Raw genomic sequence first — 15,870 nt, 5'->3', positions numbered from 1 at the left:
CCCAGCCCGGGTGACCTCCGCTCGCGCGGAGAGGACGCCGCCGGGGTGTACTCGGCCAGCTCGTACGGCGGGTGACCTCCGCTCGCGCGGAGTGGACGTCTCCAACCCGATCACCACGCTGAACATCGTCGGGTGACCTCCGCTCGCGCGGAGTGGACGCGTCGGGCCCCTCGATCGCTGCCTGGCCCGACGGGTGACCTCCGCTCGCGCGGAGTGGACGGGGTGGCATCGACGGGGGTCCTGTCCTCGATCGGGTGACCTCCGCTCGCGCGGAGTGGACCGAAACCGTCTGCGTGGCCCGGGGGCTGAAGCCGGGTGACCTCCGCTCGCGCGGAGTGGACACCACGTTGGTGTTCACGAACCCGCCGAAGTCCGTGTGACCTCCGCTCGCGCGGAGAGGACGGTCACGTCGGGCAGGTCGCTTCCGTCTGGCGCGGGTGACCTCCGCTCGCGCGGAGAGGACGCCGTCCTCGCCCTCGCCCTCAACACGCCCGGCGGGTGACCTCCGCTCGCGCGGAGAGGACCGGCTGAGCGTGTCCCCGATGACCATCAGGGACGGGTGACCTCCGCTCGCGCGGAGAGGACACTTCCTGACCTGCGGCGTTAGAAGGGGTTTGCCGTTTCTTGACCTTGTCGCTGGAAGGCGATCAGGACCAAACCGTCGAAGTCCATCGTTTCGCGGCGGCGGGTGCCTGCCGTGCGCAGGGTGAAGCCCTGTTCGTTGTCTGTTGGGTAGGCCAGGACGGCCATTCCGTCGTCGGTGCAGGCGGCGACGGAGGACCAGAGTTCGTCGCGGACGCGGGCCGAGACCGTGCCTACGTACAGCTCTGGGGTGACTTCCAGGAGCCAGCGGGTCAGGGCGCCTCGGAGGTGGTCGGGGACGGCGGTGGCGGAGAGGACGATCATTGAGGACATGGGCGGGGTCCTCGGGGCGTGGTGGTCATAAGTCAGTTCCGTGGTTGATTCCGGCCTGGACGGTGCCGGCGATCGGGTCCCAGAGGTCGACGAGTTGTTCTTCCGGGTCGGGTACCTCGTACGTGGTGTCGGGGTCCAGGAGGTGCTGGATGTCGGCGACGATGCGCGGGAGGAGCTTGAACAGGCGTAGTCCTTCGCGGAAGGAACGGCGTGCCGCTGCCTCGGGGTTGCTGGAGGCGTGGAGCGAGAAGGCCAGAGGGATGGTGAGTTCGGCCTTGTAGAGGTCCGCGATGTCGTAGACGAAGGCCTGCTGGTTACCGCTGTGGACGTAGCCGAGGGCGGGCGAGCAGCCCAGGGCGGTGATGGCGGCGTGGACGATGCCGTAGAGGCAGGTGTTGGCGGAGGAGAGGGCGAGGTTGACGGGGTCCTGGGTGTCCCAGGAGGCAGGGTCGTAGGCGCGGCGGAAGCGGCCGATCTTGTACTGGCGGGCGAGGAGTTGGTAGTGGGCCCTGACCCGCTGGCCTTCCAGGCCGCGGAGTTGGGCGAGGGTGGTGCCGGCTGGGACGGTGCCTCGGCCGAATCGCTGCTCGTACATGGCGGTTGCCACGGCCAGGCGGCTGGTGTCGTCGGCCCAGGAGCGGGTCTGGCGCTCCAGCCAGGTGGTGGTGAGCGAGTCGGGCACTGTGGCTGCGTAGCAGCGTACGCCTCCGGCGCCGGTGACGACGACGGTGGTGCCGTGGCGCGCGAGGGTGGCCAGGGCTCGGGCGGTGATGGAGGTCCCCGGGCCGAGCAGGACACAGCTGAGAGCTGCCGTGGGGAGGTAGACGGTCTGGGTTCCGTGGCGTTCGCTGGTGACTTCGGCGCAGACTCCGGTGTCGTCCTGGTGAATGCGGACGATGTCCAGGTAGAGGAAGGACAGTGAGTCGGCGATGCGGGGCAGCATCGCCACAGTGGGAGCCGCGAGCCGTCGGCGGCCTTCCGAGGGAGTGCGTTCGGAGGCCGCCGCCGTGGTGGGCGTCATGCGGTTCCTCGTGCGGGGGCGATGCTGAGAAGACCGCATCCGTACGGTTTACCGCGTCCGATGCCTTCGGTGATTTTCGTACGGAGAAGGTCGGGATCGATGATCGCGGCGGTGCCGTCGAAGCGGGTTCGGGCGTGGCGGACGCGTTGCCGTGCTGCCGGGCCCTGTGCACCTCGTTGGCCTTGTACGGCGTCGAGAGGCTGGGAGTGGAGGGTGAGCGGTTTGAGTCCGCTGGCGTCGGACTGTCTGGACCACCACTCGTCGGCCGCTTTTCCGGTCAGGGAGACGACCGGGGGCAGCTTGTAGAGGGCGCGGGTGGTCGCCCCTGGTTTGCGTACGGGGCTGGCGACGCAGCTATAGCGAATGGTCAGTCCGGGTTTCAGGGCGTCGAGGAGCGGGGTGAGCGGCCGGGTGAGAGAGGTGCCGTAGTTCTCGGGAAGGCGGTCCAGGGCGGGTTCGACGGAACTCTGTAGCAGGATCTGCGGACCCGTGGGGGTGTCCTCCAGCCGGAAGAGGACGCCGAAGCGGGCGCGGGGGTCGGGGCCGGCGTCGGAAGGGAAGAGCGACATGAGGCGTCGGTGCAGGTGGATCGCTCCGCCGGGGCCCCTGGTGTCGCGTCGGGCGTCCGCGGAACGCAGGTCGGGGACGACGCGGGTGAGCCAGAGAGTCAACGGCCTTTCCCTTCGGTGCGGGCCGGGTGGTCGGTCAGGTGCTCGGACAGGTAGGTGTCGAGCGCTGCGAGCTGCTTGGCACCCAGCCCCGCGTAGGGGGTTTCGGGCAGGTGGAGGGTGCGGCGATAGAGGGGACGGTCCCGGTAGGCGCGCCGACGGGGGTGGAAGGAGAGCGGTTCGTCGTTGACGTTGCTGGAGGGACGTGTTCCGTCGTCATCGGCAGGCCCGATGAGCTCGCTGGGGACGGGAAGCCGGTCCAGGGGCCGGTCGGAGAAGAATTCGACGGTGCCCGGGGTCTTGGGCTCGACTGCCGCAAGGGGCAGGTGGAGAAGGTGGTGCAGGGCGTCGTCGGAGGTGCCGAGCAGAACGGGGCCCTCGGGCGGGCAGGAGCGGCGGCCGAGGTAGAGGGGCCAGCGCGGCCTGTCCAGGGCGTGTGCGCAGCGGGCGAGCAGATCTGTCTGGGCCATCGCTTCGCCGCCGCGCTCGGATGTCGCGGTGAGGGCGACGGTGAACGCGGCGTCCGCGAGGTAGTAGCGGTGGGAGACGAGGGTTCCGGTGTCGCCTCCGCGCTTCTTTCCCTCGGCGGTGGTGACGGTTTGTTTCGGGAGCAGACCGCCGCCGACGGTGTGCAGGTCGCGCAGGAGTACGCCGGGCCGGTCGGCGCGTACGGTGAGCGAGAACCGGGCGAGGTCGTCCGCCGGCTGGTCGCGTCGGCGGCCCAGGGCGGATGCGAGCAGTCCGATGACACCGGACCTGGTGGGGAAGCCGGCGGTGTCGCGCTGGTTGAAGTGGCTGCGTTCGCCCCAGGACTGTAGGGGGCCGGTCAGACGCAGCAGCAGCCCTGGCTGGGGTTGGGGGCGGGTGGGGCCGGTCACGCGGTCGCCTTGGTGGGGGCCTGCCCGAGCGCACTGTTCAGGGCGGTGGTGATGAGCTCCGCGAAGGAGTCGTGCCGGGCGCCGAGACCGGTCAGTTCCTTGGACTCCACGCCCGTCCAGCCGGAGGTGAGGACGCGGTCGGCGCCGAGCAGTTTGTTGGCGGTGGTGGCGTAGGTGTTGAGGGTTTCGACGGAGCGGGCGGCGAATCCGCCTTCAGCCTTGGCTCGTACGGGCTCCTCGAAGGCGGCGGCGTAGGAGAGGGGGCGGTCCGACCGTACGGAAAGGTGGACGAGGTCGGGGATGGTGTGCGGGGCGGTGGAGTTCTTCTTCGCCTGCGGCAGGGACTCGATGAACGTGGCGAGGAACGTGCCGGCCAGTTCACGGAGGGCGGAGGGTTCGTCGCCGATGTTAGCGGCGAGGTCGCGCAGGTCGACGGTGGCGTAGCGGTAGAAGGTCCCTGCGCTGAATTCGGCGTTGCCCATGTGGCCGCTGCCGGTCGAGTCGTCCCAGAGATCGGTGAGGTCGTCGACGGCTGAGAAGTAGTCGAGTTCGATATCCGTGCTGTGGGTGGTGAGGGCGTGGGCCACTTGGACGGCGCCGTCGACGCCCGCTTCGTCGATTTCGGCGAGCATACGTCCGAAGAGGTTGATGACGGCGTTACGGGTACGGAGCACCGCCTCGATCCGGTCCTTCGGCAGGACGCTCTTGTCGGCGGGCTTCTTGATGTCCTTGGCCCCGGCCAACTCTTCACGGTGCTCTTCGGCGATGTCGGTGAGTTCCATGACGGCGCTCTCCGGTACGTAGACCATCGCGTTGGTGATCACCTTGTTCGGGACCGTCTGCTTCGGGTTGGCACGGTCCTTGCTCAGCTCGAATTTGATGCTGCTGCCTGCCGCGATGTGTGCCCCGGCACGCTGCGCGAGGTCCGGGGGCCAGCCCCGGCCTTCGAGTTCGAGAGTGACACGTTCACCGATACGGCGGGTACGCAGCGCCGCTTGGCCGATCTGCTCCTGGAAGAGGTCGCGGGTGGCCTTCTTCCAGGACTGGCTGCTGACGCGAGTGCGCCACACGTTGCCGTACTGCACCGTTTTGACGGAGTCGGTGTCGTCCCGGTTGAGGTTGGCGAAGGGGACGGACTGCACGATGTGGACATCGATGAAGCGGGCGGGCGCGGACATGGAGGATGCTCCTTCAACAGTGCGGGGATACGTGGTGTGTGACGGGCTGGTGACGGGACAGGGCCGAAGGGCGTCAGGATGCTTCGAGCGGCTGTTCCTGTTCGTGGTGGCCGTCCTCGTCCACCCGCTTTCGGGCTTCCTGTTCCCGTAGCCGGTAGTAGTCCTGGAGCCAGCGGCGCGAGATCTCCCCGGAGCGGTGCGGCCAGGCGAGCAGGTCGGACAGGAGCTGGGCCCAGTCGACGGGCACTTTCAGTTCCCGCAGGTAGCCGACGGAAGCGGGAAGATGACGGTGCAGGCCCTGGGCGCTCTGCCGGGTCAGCAAGTTGAGGCGGGCCTCGGCAGCGGAGTCGCGCATCGCCCGGTCCCTGTCGGAGGCGGTGGTCACCGCCATGGCGAAGGCGGTACCGAGGCTGGGACCGTAACGCTGGAGAGGTTTCTTCGCGGCGTCCGCAGACGGCGCCCCGTCCTGCCCGGCGCTTTCACCGGTCGGCTCGCCGCCGCTGCCGAAGCCGGCTTCCTTGTTCACGGCGTGAGCGCTGGGCGCCTCCGCTGTTTCGGCCGTCACGGTTCCAGCCGCTCCGGTCGCTTCCGACGATTCGGTTGTTTCGGTGTCGTCCTCGTCGTCGGTCTCCGCGAACGTGTGGCGCGCCTGCGCCGCGATCATGGAGGCGACGGCGTAGTAGGGCAACTGCCGGTCTCCGGAGAGAGAGTTCGGGACCCAGACGGCGACCAGACGGTGCATGGGCTGCAACTGCACATCGTTGATGCCCCGGCGCAGCCCGCTGCGGAGGGCACGGCGGGCTCCGGGGTCCTTCTTGCAGATCTGCTCGATCCACGAGGTGAATTTCGCCAGGCGTTCGCGGTACGCGGCGGCCGGATCGTCGGGCCGGGCAGCGGTCGTCATGAGCGCACTCTCCGTCGTCGTGTCGGGGGTCGGTCGTGCTGGGGAGGGGATGTCAGCCGGATTGGCTGCGGCGCCGAGGGCGGCCGTAGAGTTCGATACGGGCCTCGTTGACCGCCTTGGCGCCCCGCTGTGTCCGGGTGACGGATCGGGTCACCTGGTCGTAGGCGGCTTCCGCGAGACGGAGGAACGCCCTGCGGGTCGCAGCCTGGTCCAGTCCGGCGCCCAGGATCTGACCGGTCCGGTCCAGGAGGCGGAAGCGGGTCCAGAACTCGGTCTCGGCCGCCGGCCAGTACCGTGCCCCCGCCTCCTCGATCCACTTGCCGGCATCGGCTTTGGGGTCGTCCTTGTAGGCCGCCCATGCCTTTCTGAGCGCCCGGTCGAGGTTGCGGCCGTGGTCCTCCCCGAGCTTCCGCATGAGCCCCACCGCGGGAGCTGTCCGCGCGTTCACCTTGGTTTCGACGTACCCGAGAACGGCAGGTGTGGAGGCGTCGATGAACTGGGTGTCCTTGGCCTGGCCCTCCTGCTCGAAGCCCAGCGCCCTCACTCGCAGTTCCTCAGAGACCTCGAAGGCCGAGTTGAAGACGGCGGGCCGGCGGGCCTGCGCGGTGCCACCCGGTTGCTTCAGCAGCAGGGCGTCGAGGTCGCGCCAGAGAGCGCGGCTGGAGTCGGCGGGCCGCGGGTAGCGGTTGCCCTGCTGGCTGATCTGCCAGATCAGGTAGTCGTCGTCGCGTGGAATACGGCCACTGCGGTAGGCCCAGGTGATGAACGCGTCACGGACCCGGTCCATGTTCTCCGGGTCGGGTACCAGGAGCAGGGCGTGCTGGGAGCAGGCGGTCAGGCGGGAGCAGGGTCCGCGCGGCGGGCGGGGCGGGGCGTCGGGGTCGGGCAGTTCGTCCCATTCCCACGGGCAGCGGTCCGTCTTCCGCCGGACGGTGGTGTCGGGCCGTACCAGACCCGCCAGCAGCGTCTCGAACAGAGTGTCGCCCTCCGGGTGGTAGGAGAGCGCCGTACGCAACGGCCCCGCCGTCATGCTGGCACTCTTCACCCCTGCGACCTCGCGGGCCGAACAGCGCCCCGAAGGGCCGTAGTAGTGCCAGGTCAGGAGGTTGAAGACGGCCTCGGTCGTGGTGGGCAGATCGGGCCGGGCGTCGCTGCCGTGGCGGAACCAGGCATGGTTGTTGCCCGACGGCCGGGTCACGATCAGCTTGTTGACACCGGCGGTGTTGTCTGGATCGCACTGGTCGGCCAGGCGGGCGTCCTGCATCCAGGGGCGGCCACCCTCGGGGTCGTACAGGAAAAAACGGTCGGAATACCGGGCGAAGTACTCCTCGATCCTCCCCGCGTCCAGCCGCTCCTCGTCCAGCGCCTCCGCGCGTCTGTCTCCCCAGTCGCCCGAGCCCGTCTCATCGAGACCGGTCACGCGCGCGGTGAGCGCGTAGAGGATACGGAGCAGCGCCGAGTGTGCGGGCGGATCGGCCACCGCGAGCCCCTTGATCCGCTCGCTGGACAGCAGGAGATTCCGCAGACCGGTACGCGGGGGCAGCGGTTCACCGGCGGCGCGCTGTGCCTCGGTGGTCCAGAGGACCGGAATCCACGGTTCGTCGAGCAGGCTGTAGGAGCGGTTCGTGGTCGGAGCCGGCGTCGGGGTCTGGATCGGCGGCGGGGTAGGCAAGGGGTTCCTTTCGTGGGCCGCTGCCCTCTTGTTGACTGCCCTGGCCGGTAGGGCGACAGGCCCGATGGGGCATTGACCGGCGTGAGCACAGCCGAAATCGACACTCGGAGTGGGGACTTGGTGCAGCCATAGGCACTCTAGGAGCGTCTGAGGCCCAGAAGATGAAAAGTGCGGAATTGATCAGCTTGCCTCCAGACCGACATCGGAGATGGTGATCGTCTTCGCACCGTCAGGGCAGGCCCAAGAACCGTCCGGCATGGACCGCATGCGCAGAAGGACCACGTCCCGCAGCGCTGACTGCTTGTCCCAGCCGCGCGGTGCCGGGAACCCGGCCGACCCGTCCCGCAGCCACGTACCGGGGACCGGTGCGACATGTTCCATGACCAGGGCGAGCGCGTCGCGGGTCAGTCCGTGCCTGCCGGCCTTCGGCAGCGGAAGTTCGCCGTCCGGGTCGAGCGTCATCGCGCCACCGGGCTGTTCGTACACGCACAGCACCCGTCCGCTGTCGGCCCCGAGCCGGGTCGTCACGAGTTCTTCGGTGACACCCGACTCGCGTCGGCTGAGTTTGTTCAGGTCGTAGGCGATGTCCGCGGGGGCACGGATACCGACCAGGTCGGCCATGTGTACCTGCGCCATTTCCGAGGCTTCCCGCTCAGCGTCCATGTGCCGAAGCTGTTCCTGGACGGTCGCGTCGAGCTTGTCGACGAAATCCTCCGCGTACACGGCGTCGACGAGCCGCTGCACATCTCCCGGTACCGCGATCGTCCCGGCCGCCTCTTCGCGGAGGAGGAGCGCGGTACGGTGCAGCAGTCCGGCGTCGTAGACCGTGCCCCACATACGCGGCACGGACGTCTCTCCCGCACCGTCGACCGGTTCCAGTACCGCCAGGCGGGGCCGGTCTTCCGGGCGCGCCCACTCCGGCCGTCCCTTCGTCCCCCGAGGGTGCCGACGACCACGACCGGCTCGCTGGAGAAGCTGGGCCAGCGGGGCGAGGGAAGTGACGACCAGGTCGAAGTCGAGGTCCATGGACTGCTCGACCACCTGGGTGGCGACGAGGACCGACGCAGGGCGGGGACGTTCCGTATCCTCCGGAGCGCGCGGCTTACCGTACCCAGCCTCACAGGCGGCGGTGATCTCGCGCCGTACCTTCGCCGGATAGCGCGAGTGGAGCAGCCGCAGACCGCCCCGGCTCGCCGCCAACTCGGGGAAGGCCGCACGCAGATCACGGAACGTACGCTGGGCCTCGGCCACCGTCGTACAGCACACCAGCGCCGTACCCCCCTCCTCGGCGACGGGCGCGAGCAGGTGCCGCAGCGCCTCTCGTCGGCCGCCGGCGCGGGGAACGGTGCCCGGCGCGTCCTCCGTGTCCCAGACGACCCGGTCCACCGATACGTCCAGGGTGCGCGTACGACCGCTGCCCACGGACCGGGGAGCGGAGACTCTTCCGCTGCCCGCGTCGGTGAACAGCCACCCCGGGTAGCGGGGCTCGACCTCCGAGGGGTCCAGGTACCCGGCGCCGCGACGGTAGGCGTCGACCAGCGAGGCCGCCGTACGTCCCGTCAGCGTCGCGGAGAGCAGAACGACCGGCGCCCGGAAGGATCCCAGCCACTCCAGCAGACGGGTCAGGAGCTTGTGCATCCACGGTCCGTACGCATGGGCTTCGTCCACCACGAAGACCTTGTCGGAGAGACCGAACAGACGCAGCGCGTTGTGGGTGAGCGGCAGTACGGCGCTCAGGGCCTGGTCGATGGTGCCCACGCCCAGCGGAGCGAGCAGCCCTCGCTTCGCGCCACGCAGCCACGCACCGGCCTCCGTCGCGGTGCGGGCGTCGCTGCTCATCCCGCCGTCGAGCGAGCCGGCCTCGGCCGCCCCTTGTCCGGCCCCGGCGACGGCGTCCTCCCCCGCATAGCCCGTCCCGGCGTACTTCCCCGTATAGACGGGGCTGAGCCATGCCATGGAGTGCAGCAACGTCAGAGCGCGTTCACCCGCCAGCGCGGTGCCCGCGAACGCGTCGACCCTCGGCAGCATCGCGTCGGCGGTCGCCATCGTCGGCAGGGCGAAGAACAAGCCCCGTGCCCCAGCAGCCCTTCCCAGAACGGAGGCGGCGAAAAGCGCGGCCTCCGTCTTCCCGTCGCCGGTGGGCGCCGTCACCAGCAGCAGCCCCGCGCCCCGCTCGGAGACCAGCTCCGGCAGACGGTCAGCAAGATCTTCCTGGAGTGGATTCGGCCGGAACGGGAACATCTCGTCGAACCGCTCGGCCCTGAACTCAGCGCGGCCAAGTTGCGCCGCCTTCACCAGACCGGGCGCCGCCGCTTGTGCCCGCCGCCAGTGCTCGTCCAACTCGTCCGGGCTGCTCTGCCAGTTGGCCCCCGGCATGAGCGCCTCGATCGCGTCGGTCTGGCTGGCCAGCCAATCCGCGACGACCACCAGGCCGGTCACCACCACGGCCAACTCGGCCGGCAACCCGTGCGCCGGAACGGCATCGGCCCCCAGGGCCCGCCGTACGGCATCGAAGTGCGCCGCGCGCTGCTCGGCCCATCCGGACTCGCCCAGGCCGGGCTGGTGCTCGCTCGCCACCGCGAGTTTCCCAGGCTGCAAAACCTCACCGAAGCACCCATGGTGACCACCCAGCAACTGAGCGACCTGATGGCTGACAGCCAGTCGCAACAGCCGCCGCTTACCCTCTGAGACCCCCGGATACCCAGCCGACGCGAACAACGTGGCCAGCGCCCAATGCGTCGCCATCTCATGCCGGAACGCCCGCTCGTTCTCGGCACCCGGCGCACTCAGGTACCCCGGATCGTCACGAACTCCCTGATACGCCGCGGGAACCTGCGCCTGAAACGGAGGGCTGATCTTCCCCACGTCGTGCAGTCCGGCCCAGAAGGACAGCACCACCCGCGTCTCGTCCTGCGCCAGCCCCAGGGCCCGAGCCATCCGCTCCCGCATCCGCTCCCCGAGCAGATCGCGCCACAACACCCCGAACACGGCAGCCGTGTCGAGCAGATGGCACACCACCGGATAGGGCGCCGACAGCCCCTTCTCCTTGCCCCACAGGCGGACATCCAGACGCCCGTCTGCTGGACGCGCCTTCTCACGTTCAGCCATGCAGCTAGAGATAGCAGTCGCCACTGACAACGCGGACTAATCCCAGGTGAAGCCCCCTTCTGAGCGATAGCCCCTCTACACTGTCGAGGCGCATCAGCTCGAAGAATCGGAGGCCACCATGGCGACCGGTAAAGAAACGGCAAAGCCCTCCTAACGTTGCAGGTCAGGAAGTGTCCTCTCCGTGCGAGCGGAGGTCACCCGTCCCCGATGCTCTTGGACGCGGTGTCGACGTTGTCCTCTCCGTGCGAGCGGAGGTCACCCGACCCGTGGGCCTCGGCCCCGAACACCACCACCGTCCTCTCCGTGCGAGCGGAGGTCACCCGCTCCTGGAGGAGGCGACCGAGGCGGTCGAGGCGTCCTCTCCGTGCGAGCGGAGGTCACCCGGGCCCCGTCGACTTCGTGATCAACACGGTCTAGTCCTCTCCGTGCGAGCGGAGGTCACCCGCCCTACCTGGCCCATCCCCACATCGCCTCACGCGTCCTCTCCGTGCGAGCGGAGGTCACCCGGTGAGCGTGCCGGGGCCCGCCGGGATCACGGTGTCCTCTCCGTGCGAGCGGAGGTCACCCGGATCTCGTCCTGGACGATCGCCGCGTTGCGGGGTCCTCTCCGTGCGAGCGGAGGTCACCCGCTTCCTTGGCCCTGGGCCTCGGCGTCTCAGCGGTCCTCTCCGTGCGAGCGGAGGTCACCCGGAAAGAACGGCGCGCTGATCTACCGGAGCTGAGTCCTCTCCGTGCGAGCGGAGGTCACCCGTCCGGTGGTCTCCCTGTCCGCAATACAGGAGGGTCCTCTCCGTGCGAGCGGAGGTCACCCGCCCCTCGTAAAAGTCCTTGAGGGGCTTCGGGCGTCCTCTCCGTGCGAGCGGAGGTCACCCGGAATGCGCGCCGAAGGCGCTCCCTCCTGGTCCGTCCTCTCCGTGCGAGCGGAGGTCACCCGAATCGAGCGGCAGTGACATCGGCGGCCCACTCGTCCTCTCCGTGCGAGCGGAGGTCACCCGATGTACGGAATCGCTCCGCTGCGGTTGTAGGTGTCCTCTCCGTGCGAGCGGAGGTCACCCGTCCCGCAGATGGTGGCCGGGCTGGTCGGTGCGGGTCCTCTCCGTGCGAGCGGAGGTCACCCGGCACGGCGGCCGCGTACGAGCGGACGGTGGTGGTCCTCTCCGTGCGAGCGGAGGTCACCCGTCCACCGCCTCCAGGACGACCAAGCTGGGATAGTCCTCTCCGTGCGAGCGGAGGTCACCCGCTTCTGCGGCCCGAGCTGGCGGTGGCCATCAAGTCCTCTCCGTGCGAGCGGAGGTCACCCGCCCTGCTCGGTGATGGCGTAGCGGGCGGTCGCGTCCTCTCCGTGCGAGCGGAGGTCACCCGCGACCCGCAAGGGTGCCAGCGGCATCGACCGCGTCCTCTCCGTGCGAGCGGAGGTCACCCGCACTTCTCGAAGCAGTACGCGGGGTTCTCCGAGTCCTCTCCGTGCGAGCGGAGGTCGCCCGTACGCGGGCGCGCCCGCGCTGACCGTCGTACGGTCCTCTCCGTGCGAGCGGAGGTCGCCCGTCCATGGCCGCCCGGGGCTGGTTCGGCGTCACGTCCTCTCCGTGCGAGCGGAGGTCGCCCGTCGAGATCACGTTCAACCGGAAGGAAGATGAGGTCCTCTCCGTGCGAGCGGAGGTCGCCCGTTAGCAGCCGGCGGGGGCGCCTTGTCCCGAGGGAGTCCTCTCCGTGCGAGCAGAGGTCACCCGTCCCCCATGGACGATCACAGGACCGGATCGACTGTTCTCTCCGTGCGAGCGTTGCCTACCTCCGCACCATTGCACGCAAGAGCGCTAGAACCTTTGCACGTTGATTTACCAACGGTAAGTTGAGCGATTTTGGCGACAACATCACACAACCGGAGTCGGGTAGCCACCAGGCCAGCCAGATCCCCCAAGCGTGACCGAAAACACAAAGACGCAAGTCACCCTCGAACCACTCCGAAGTTGCCGCAACACACCTACACCAAACAAGGGATTCTCCTGACATAACCCCTTACGGTGCACCATCATTCAAACTTAAACATCTCGAATCCATAACGGACTCGATGTGCATGCAACGAGCTTGAAGCGTCCACATCAGAGCACAAAAGGCCAGTCCAGAAGTCCAACTCGACTCATCAGCAAATGATCTAACCCACCCTCACAAGGCGTAACCACTTGCGAGCCACGAAGATTGATCACGCTCATCAAGTCGAGCATTCCCAGAGCCGTCACGTACTGTCCAAAGCGGTTCCCAAAGGCTCCACCGAGGCAACTCAGCGACACTTCATTGCACGTTCACTTACGTGATGCCCACGCCGGTCAGGGCGATCTAGCGATCTCCACCAAACACCTCAAGGGCCTTTTACGAGGTGTGCAGACATGTCCGGTCGCGATTGTTTCGGAGTGTCGTGGGAACCGGACGTCATCAACATGGGCGCGGCGGCGCCCCGGCTCGCGGGGGAGCCATCACCAGCCGGTTGAAAGGGTTACCCAGTGAGGTTGGAGAAGCGTGGTCGAGGCGCGGCGGAACCGGTGGTTCCCGCACAGGGCGGGGGTCGTCGGCGGCGGCTCGGGCGCTGGCGCACAGCCACGAACCGGACCGTGGAGCGGGATCTGCACCGTCTGATCCGGCGTGAGCTGCAAGATCTCGGGGTCACTCCCCCTCTCGACGTTGCCGAACTCTGCCAGTCCCTGAGCCGTCGACGCGGGCGCCCTCTGTTCCTGCGCGAAGCTCCGCTGCCTAAGCCGGGGCCCTCGGGCATGTGGGCGGAATACGACACCTACGACGTGATCCTTTACCAGCAGGAGACAACCCGCCTGCATCAGGAGCACATCATCCTGCACGAGGTCGGGCACATCCTCGTAGCGGAGAACGAGGCCGCCGAGGGCTCATCCGGCGTGGAGGCGGACACGGCGGTCATCGACCCTGATGAAGAGGCGGCGAGCGTCGAAGTGGAGGGTTGGGCCGCCCTGCTGCCGGTGTTCGGCGTCGAATCGATCAAGCGTGTCGCCCAGCGCTGCTCGTACGACGACGGCGAGGAGTGCTCCGTCGAACTCGTGGCCACGATCATCCTGGAGTGGTCGGCTCTGCTCGCAAGCTCTACTCCTCCGGCTGATGACCCGGCTCTGCGACGGGTAGAAGCAGCTCTCGGCGACCGGCGAGGATGGCTGTAAAACGTGGAACTCCTGCTTCTAGGGCTCCTGGCTGCTCTGATCTGGAAGCTCTACCAGTGGAAGCGAAGCCCGCACGACGCACCTCTTCGCTCGGTCACCCTCTGTCTGCTCTGTGCCGCGATCTCGTACCCCGTAGCGATGCCCGGCGGGGCGTCTGGCGTCGACACCGTCGCCGGACACGGAACGGCGAAGCTGATCCAGAACGTACTGCTGCTCCTGGCCGTGTACTTCCTGATGTGCTTCTACCTCTACTCCGCCGCCGACGAGGAGGCGGGCCGACGCCGGGCCCGTAAGGAAGCCGTCCTCGTCGGGATCGTCACCGTAGCGATCACCGTGGCTGCCGAGTCGGTTCCACACGAAGTCTTCGCCGGCTCCTTCAGCACGGCCGACATGACGACTCCGCCGATCGCGTTCTTCTACGGTGGCGCCGGCCTGTACCTGATGTACGCGCTCGGCATGGCGTGCCGGTGGACTCGCCGGTATGCCCGCATGTCCCGGCGCCCGCATTCCACGGGGCTCTGGATGACCGCCGTGGGTCTGGGGGCGATGGCGGTGGCCTGCGCGATCCGCGCCGTCATCGTCACCGTTCGCTCTGCGGGCGTGCAGGTTTCCGAACCGCTGATGGCCGCCGTCGCCTTCCTCCTGGTGGCGTCCATCATGCTGTTCGCGGCGGGCATCACGTACTCCGGAGCCCGAGCCCGGATCTCGTCCATACGCCTCTGGCTCCAGCACCGGCGCGATCACCGCCGTCTTGCCCCGTTGTGGGAGCTGCTGGCGGAGACGTACCCGGACAACGTGTTGAGGCCGGCGTCCTCGGCCACACTGGACCGGTGGCGAGCGCGTGGCGTGCACCGGCGCTACCACCGCCGCATCGTGGAGTGCCGCGACGGCCTCGTGGACATCAGCCCTTACCTGCTGGACGAGGGGGACAACAGCGCCGTCCTCAACATCGATTCCGCAGAGCTCGCCGCCCGGCTCCGCCGGGCCTCCGCCCGGATCGAGAAGGGCGTGCCCGCGCCCCGCCGGGCCCTCCCCCTCGCGATGGCGCTGGGCAGCGACCGGGAGTCGGATGTGAAACAACTGATTGCGGTATCCGACGCACTGCGCACAGCCGCATGACCGCGCATGATCAAGGAGTCACGATGCTGATTACCGGTGAAAGAGTGCTCGTCGACTCGGGGACCTATCTGGAAGGCGGCGCCGTTCTCATCCAGGGCGAGTCGATCGCCGCTGTCGGGCCGCGCGAGGAGATCGAAGAGCGGATTGGGGACGATGTTCCTCGCTTCGAGTTCGGGGGAACCGTCCTGCCGGGCCTCATCGACGCCCACGTGCACCTGGCCTTCGACGGCGGGCCCGACCCCGTATCCACCCTCCAGGACTCGACGGACGATGCCCTGTTCGAGAACATGCGTCGTCGCGGCGAACAGCTTCTGCATAGCGGCGTCACCACGGTCCGGGACCTCGGAGACCGCAACGGACTCGCGCTTCGCCTGGCCTCCGAGATCAGCGATCGCCGTACGGCCGGACCACGGATCGTATCTGCGGGTACCCCGGTCACCACGATCGGCGGCCACTGCCACTTCTTGGGCGGCGAGGTCTCGGGGGAAGCCGAGACCCGTGATCTCGTACGACGCAACCTCGCGGCTGGAGCCGGCGTCATCAAGGCGATGGTGACCGGTGGCGGCCTGACGAAGGACGGCCCCAAGAGCCACCAGTCACAGTTCACGGCCGAGGAACTTACCGCCCTGGTGGAGGAAGCACACGCGGCCGGCGTACCCGTCGCAGCCCACGCGCACGGTGCCGACGGCATCGCCGCGGCCGTCGAGGCGGGCGTCGACACCATCGAGCACTGCACCTGGATGTCGAGCGACGGCCTGGACTTCCGGCCCGGCGTGGTCCAGCAGATCATCGCGAAGGACATCACCGTCTGCCCGGCCGTCAGCCCGCACTGGCAGATGCTCCCCCGGTTCTTCGGTGAGGAGCGCGCTCGCGCGATGTTCGACCTGGTGCGTCAGATGGCCGACGCAGGTGTCCGCTTGATCGCCGGAACGGACGCGGGCGTGCAACGCGCGGGCTTCGACGGCCTGATCCCGGCGCTGTCGTTCTACTCGCACCTGGGCCTGCCGAACGCCTCGATCATCGACATGGCGACGTCGCAGGCGGCTGACGCCCTGGGCCTGGGGGACGTCACGGGCAAGGTCGCTCCCGGCTACCGCGCGGATCTCCTCCTGGTCGACGGTGACCCGCTCGCGGACCTCTCCGCGCTGAACGGAGTCCGGACAGTGTTCGCCTCGGGCCTGCGCTACGAGCCGAGCGGCCCGGGCCAGTAGAAAACGCACGCCAGTGC

11 protein-coding genes and 2 CRISPR repeat arrays (1 of these 13 only partly in view) are annotated in these 15,870 nt (G+C 68.5%); of the genes, 3 read left to right on the top strand and 8 right to left on the bottom strand.

Features of this window, described 5'->3' with window-relative positions; translation table 11 throughout:
• Positions 1–585: direct repeats of the CRISPR family, unit length 29 nt; unit sequence CGGGTGACCTCCGCTCGCGCGGAGAGGAC (it extends 237 nt beyond the left edge of the window).
• Positions 586–603: 18 nt separating this feature from the next.
• The 8 genes from cas2e to cas3 form a co-directional block, all read right to left on the bottom strand.
• Positions 604–915 carry a type I-E CRISPR-associated endoribonuclease Cas2e gene (gene cas2e / locus AB0O07_RS30480; protein ID WP_365639348.1) on the bottom strand — a complete coding sequence of 104 codons (312 nt, stop codon included), beginning with the start codon at positions 913–915 and terminating at the stop codon, positions 604–606.
• 25 nt (positions 916–940) lie between these two features.
• On the bottom strand, positions 941–1,936 hold the full coding sequence (cas1e, locus tag AB0O07_RS30475) for a type I-E CRISPR-associated endonuclease Cas1e (RefSeq protein WP_365639346.1): 996 nt from the start codon (positions 1,934–1,936) through the stop codon (positions 941–943).
• Complete coding sequence (cas6e, locus tag AB0O07_RS30470; RefSeq protein WP_365639343.1) at positions 1,933–2,607, bottom strand: type I-E CRISPR-associated protein Cas6/Cse3/CasE; 675 nt, start codon at positions 2,605–2,607, stop codon at positions 1,933–1,935. Before cas6e ends, cas1e begins: the two co-directional genes overlap by 4 nt.
• Positions 2,604–3,482 carry a type I-E CRISPR-associated protein Cas5/CasD gene (cas5e, locus tag AB0O07_RS30465; protein WP_365639341.1) on the bottom strand — a complete coding sequence of 293 codons (879 nt, stop codon included), beginning with the start codon at positions 3,480–3,482 and terminating at the stop codon, positions 2,604–2,606. The genes cas6e and cas5e overlap by 4 nt, the downstream gene beginning before the upstream one ends.
• Positions 3,479–4,660 (bottom strand): type I-E CRISPR-associated protein Cas7/Cse4/CasC, encoded by a 1,182-nt coding sequence (gene cas7e, locus AB0O07_RS30460; protein WP_365639338.1) that lies wholly within the window; start codon positions 4,658–4,660, stop codon positions 3,479–3,481. Before cas7e ends, cas5e begins: the two co-directional genes overlap by 4 nt.
• A 73-nt stretch (positions 4,661–4,733) precedes the next feature.
• Complete coding sequence (gene casB, locus AB0O07_RS30455) at positions 4,734–5,564, bottom strand: type I-E CRISPR-associated protein Cse2/CasB (protein ID WP_365639336.1); 831 nt, start codon at positions 5,562–5,564, stop codon at positions 4,734–4,736.
• 52 nt (positions 5,565–5,616) lie between these two features.
• On the bottom strand, positions 5,617–7,236 hold the full coding sequence (casA, locus tag AB0O07_RS30450; RefSeq protein ID WP_365639334.1) for a type I-E CRISPR-associated protein Cse1/CasA: 1,620 nt from the start codon (positions 7,234–7,236) through the stop codon (positions 5,617–5,619).
• Positions 7,237–7,416: 180 nt separating this feature from the next.
• Positions 7,417–10,344, bottom strand: coding sequence for a CRISPR-associated helicase Cas3' (gene cas3 / locus AB0O07_RS30445; protein ID WP_365639332.1), 2,928 nt, complete (start codon positions 10,342–10,344; stop codon positions 7,417–7,419).
• A gap of 172 nt (positions 10,345–10,516) precedes the next feature.
• Positions 10,517–12,136: direct repeats of the CRISPR family, unit length 29 nt; unit sequence GTCCTCTCCGTGCGAGCGGAGGTCACCCG.
• A gap of 814 nt (positions 12,137–12,950) precedes the next feature.
• Between cas3 and AB0O07_RS30440 the strand changes: the two genes are divergently transcribed.
• Genes AB0O07_RS30440 through AB0O07_RS30430 form a run of 3 tightly spaced genes read left to right on the top strand, consistent with a single transcriptional unit; the run spans position 12,951 to position 15,853 of the window.
• Positions 12,951–13,523, top strand: coding sequence for a hypothetical protein (locus AB0O07_RS30440; protein WP_365639330.1), 573 nt, complete (start codon positions 12,951–12,953; stop codon positions 13,521–13,523).
• Positions 13,524–13,526: 3 nt separating this feature from the next.
• Positions 13,527–14,642 (top strand): MAB_1171c family putative transporter, encoded by a 1,116-nt coding sequence (locus AB0O07_RS30435; protein ID WP_365639327.1) that lies wholly within the window; start codon positions 13,527–13,529, stop codon positions 14,640–14,642.
• Between the two features lie 23 nt (positions 14,643–14,665).
• Positions 14,666–15,853 carry an amidohydrolase family protein gene (locus AB0O07_RS30430; protein WP_365639324.1) on the top strand — a complete coding sequence of 396 codons (1,188 nt, stop codon included), beginning with the start codon at positions 14,666–14,668 and terminating at the stop codon, positions 15,851–15,853.
• Positions 15,854–15,870 lie beyond the last annotated feature (17 nt).

Source organism: Streptomyces sp. NPDC093085 (assembly GCF_040683935.1).
In the GTDB taxonomy this organism is placed as follows: domain Bacteria; phylum Actinomycetota; class Actinomycetes; order Streptomycetales; family Streptomycetaceae; genus Streptomyces.
The sequence above is the reverse complement of the archived record's forward strand: the minus strand, read 5'-3'. Positions and strand labels throughout refer to the sequence as shown.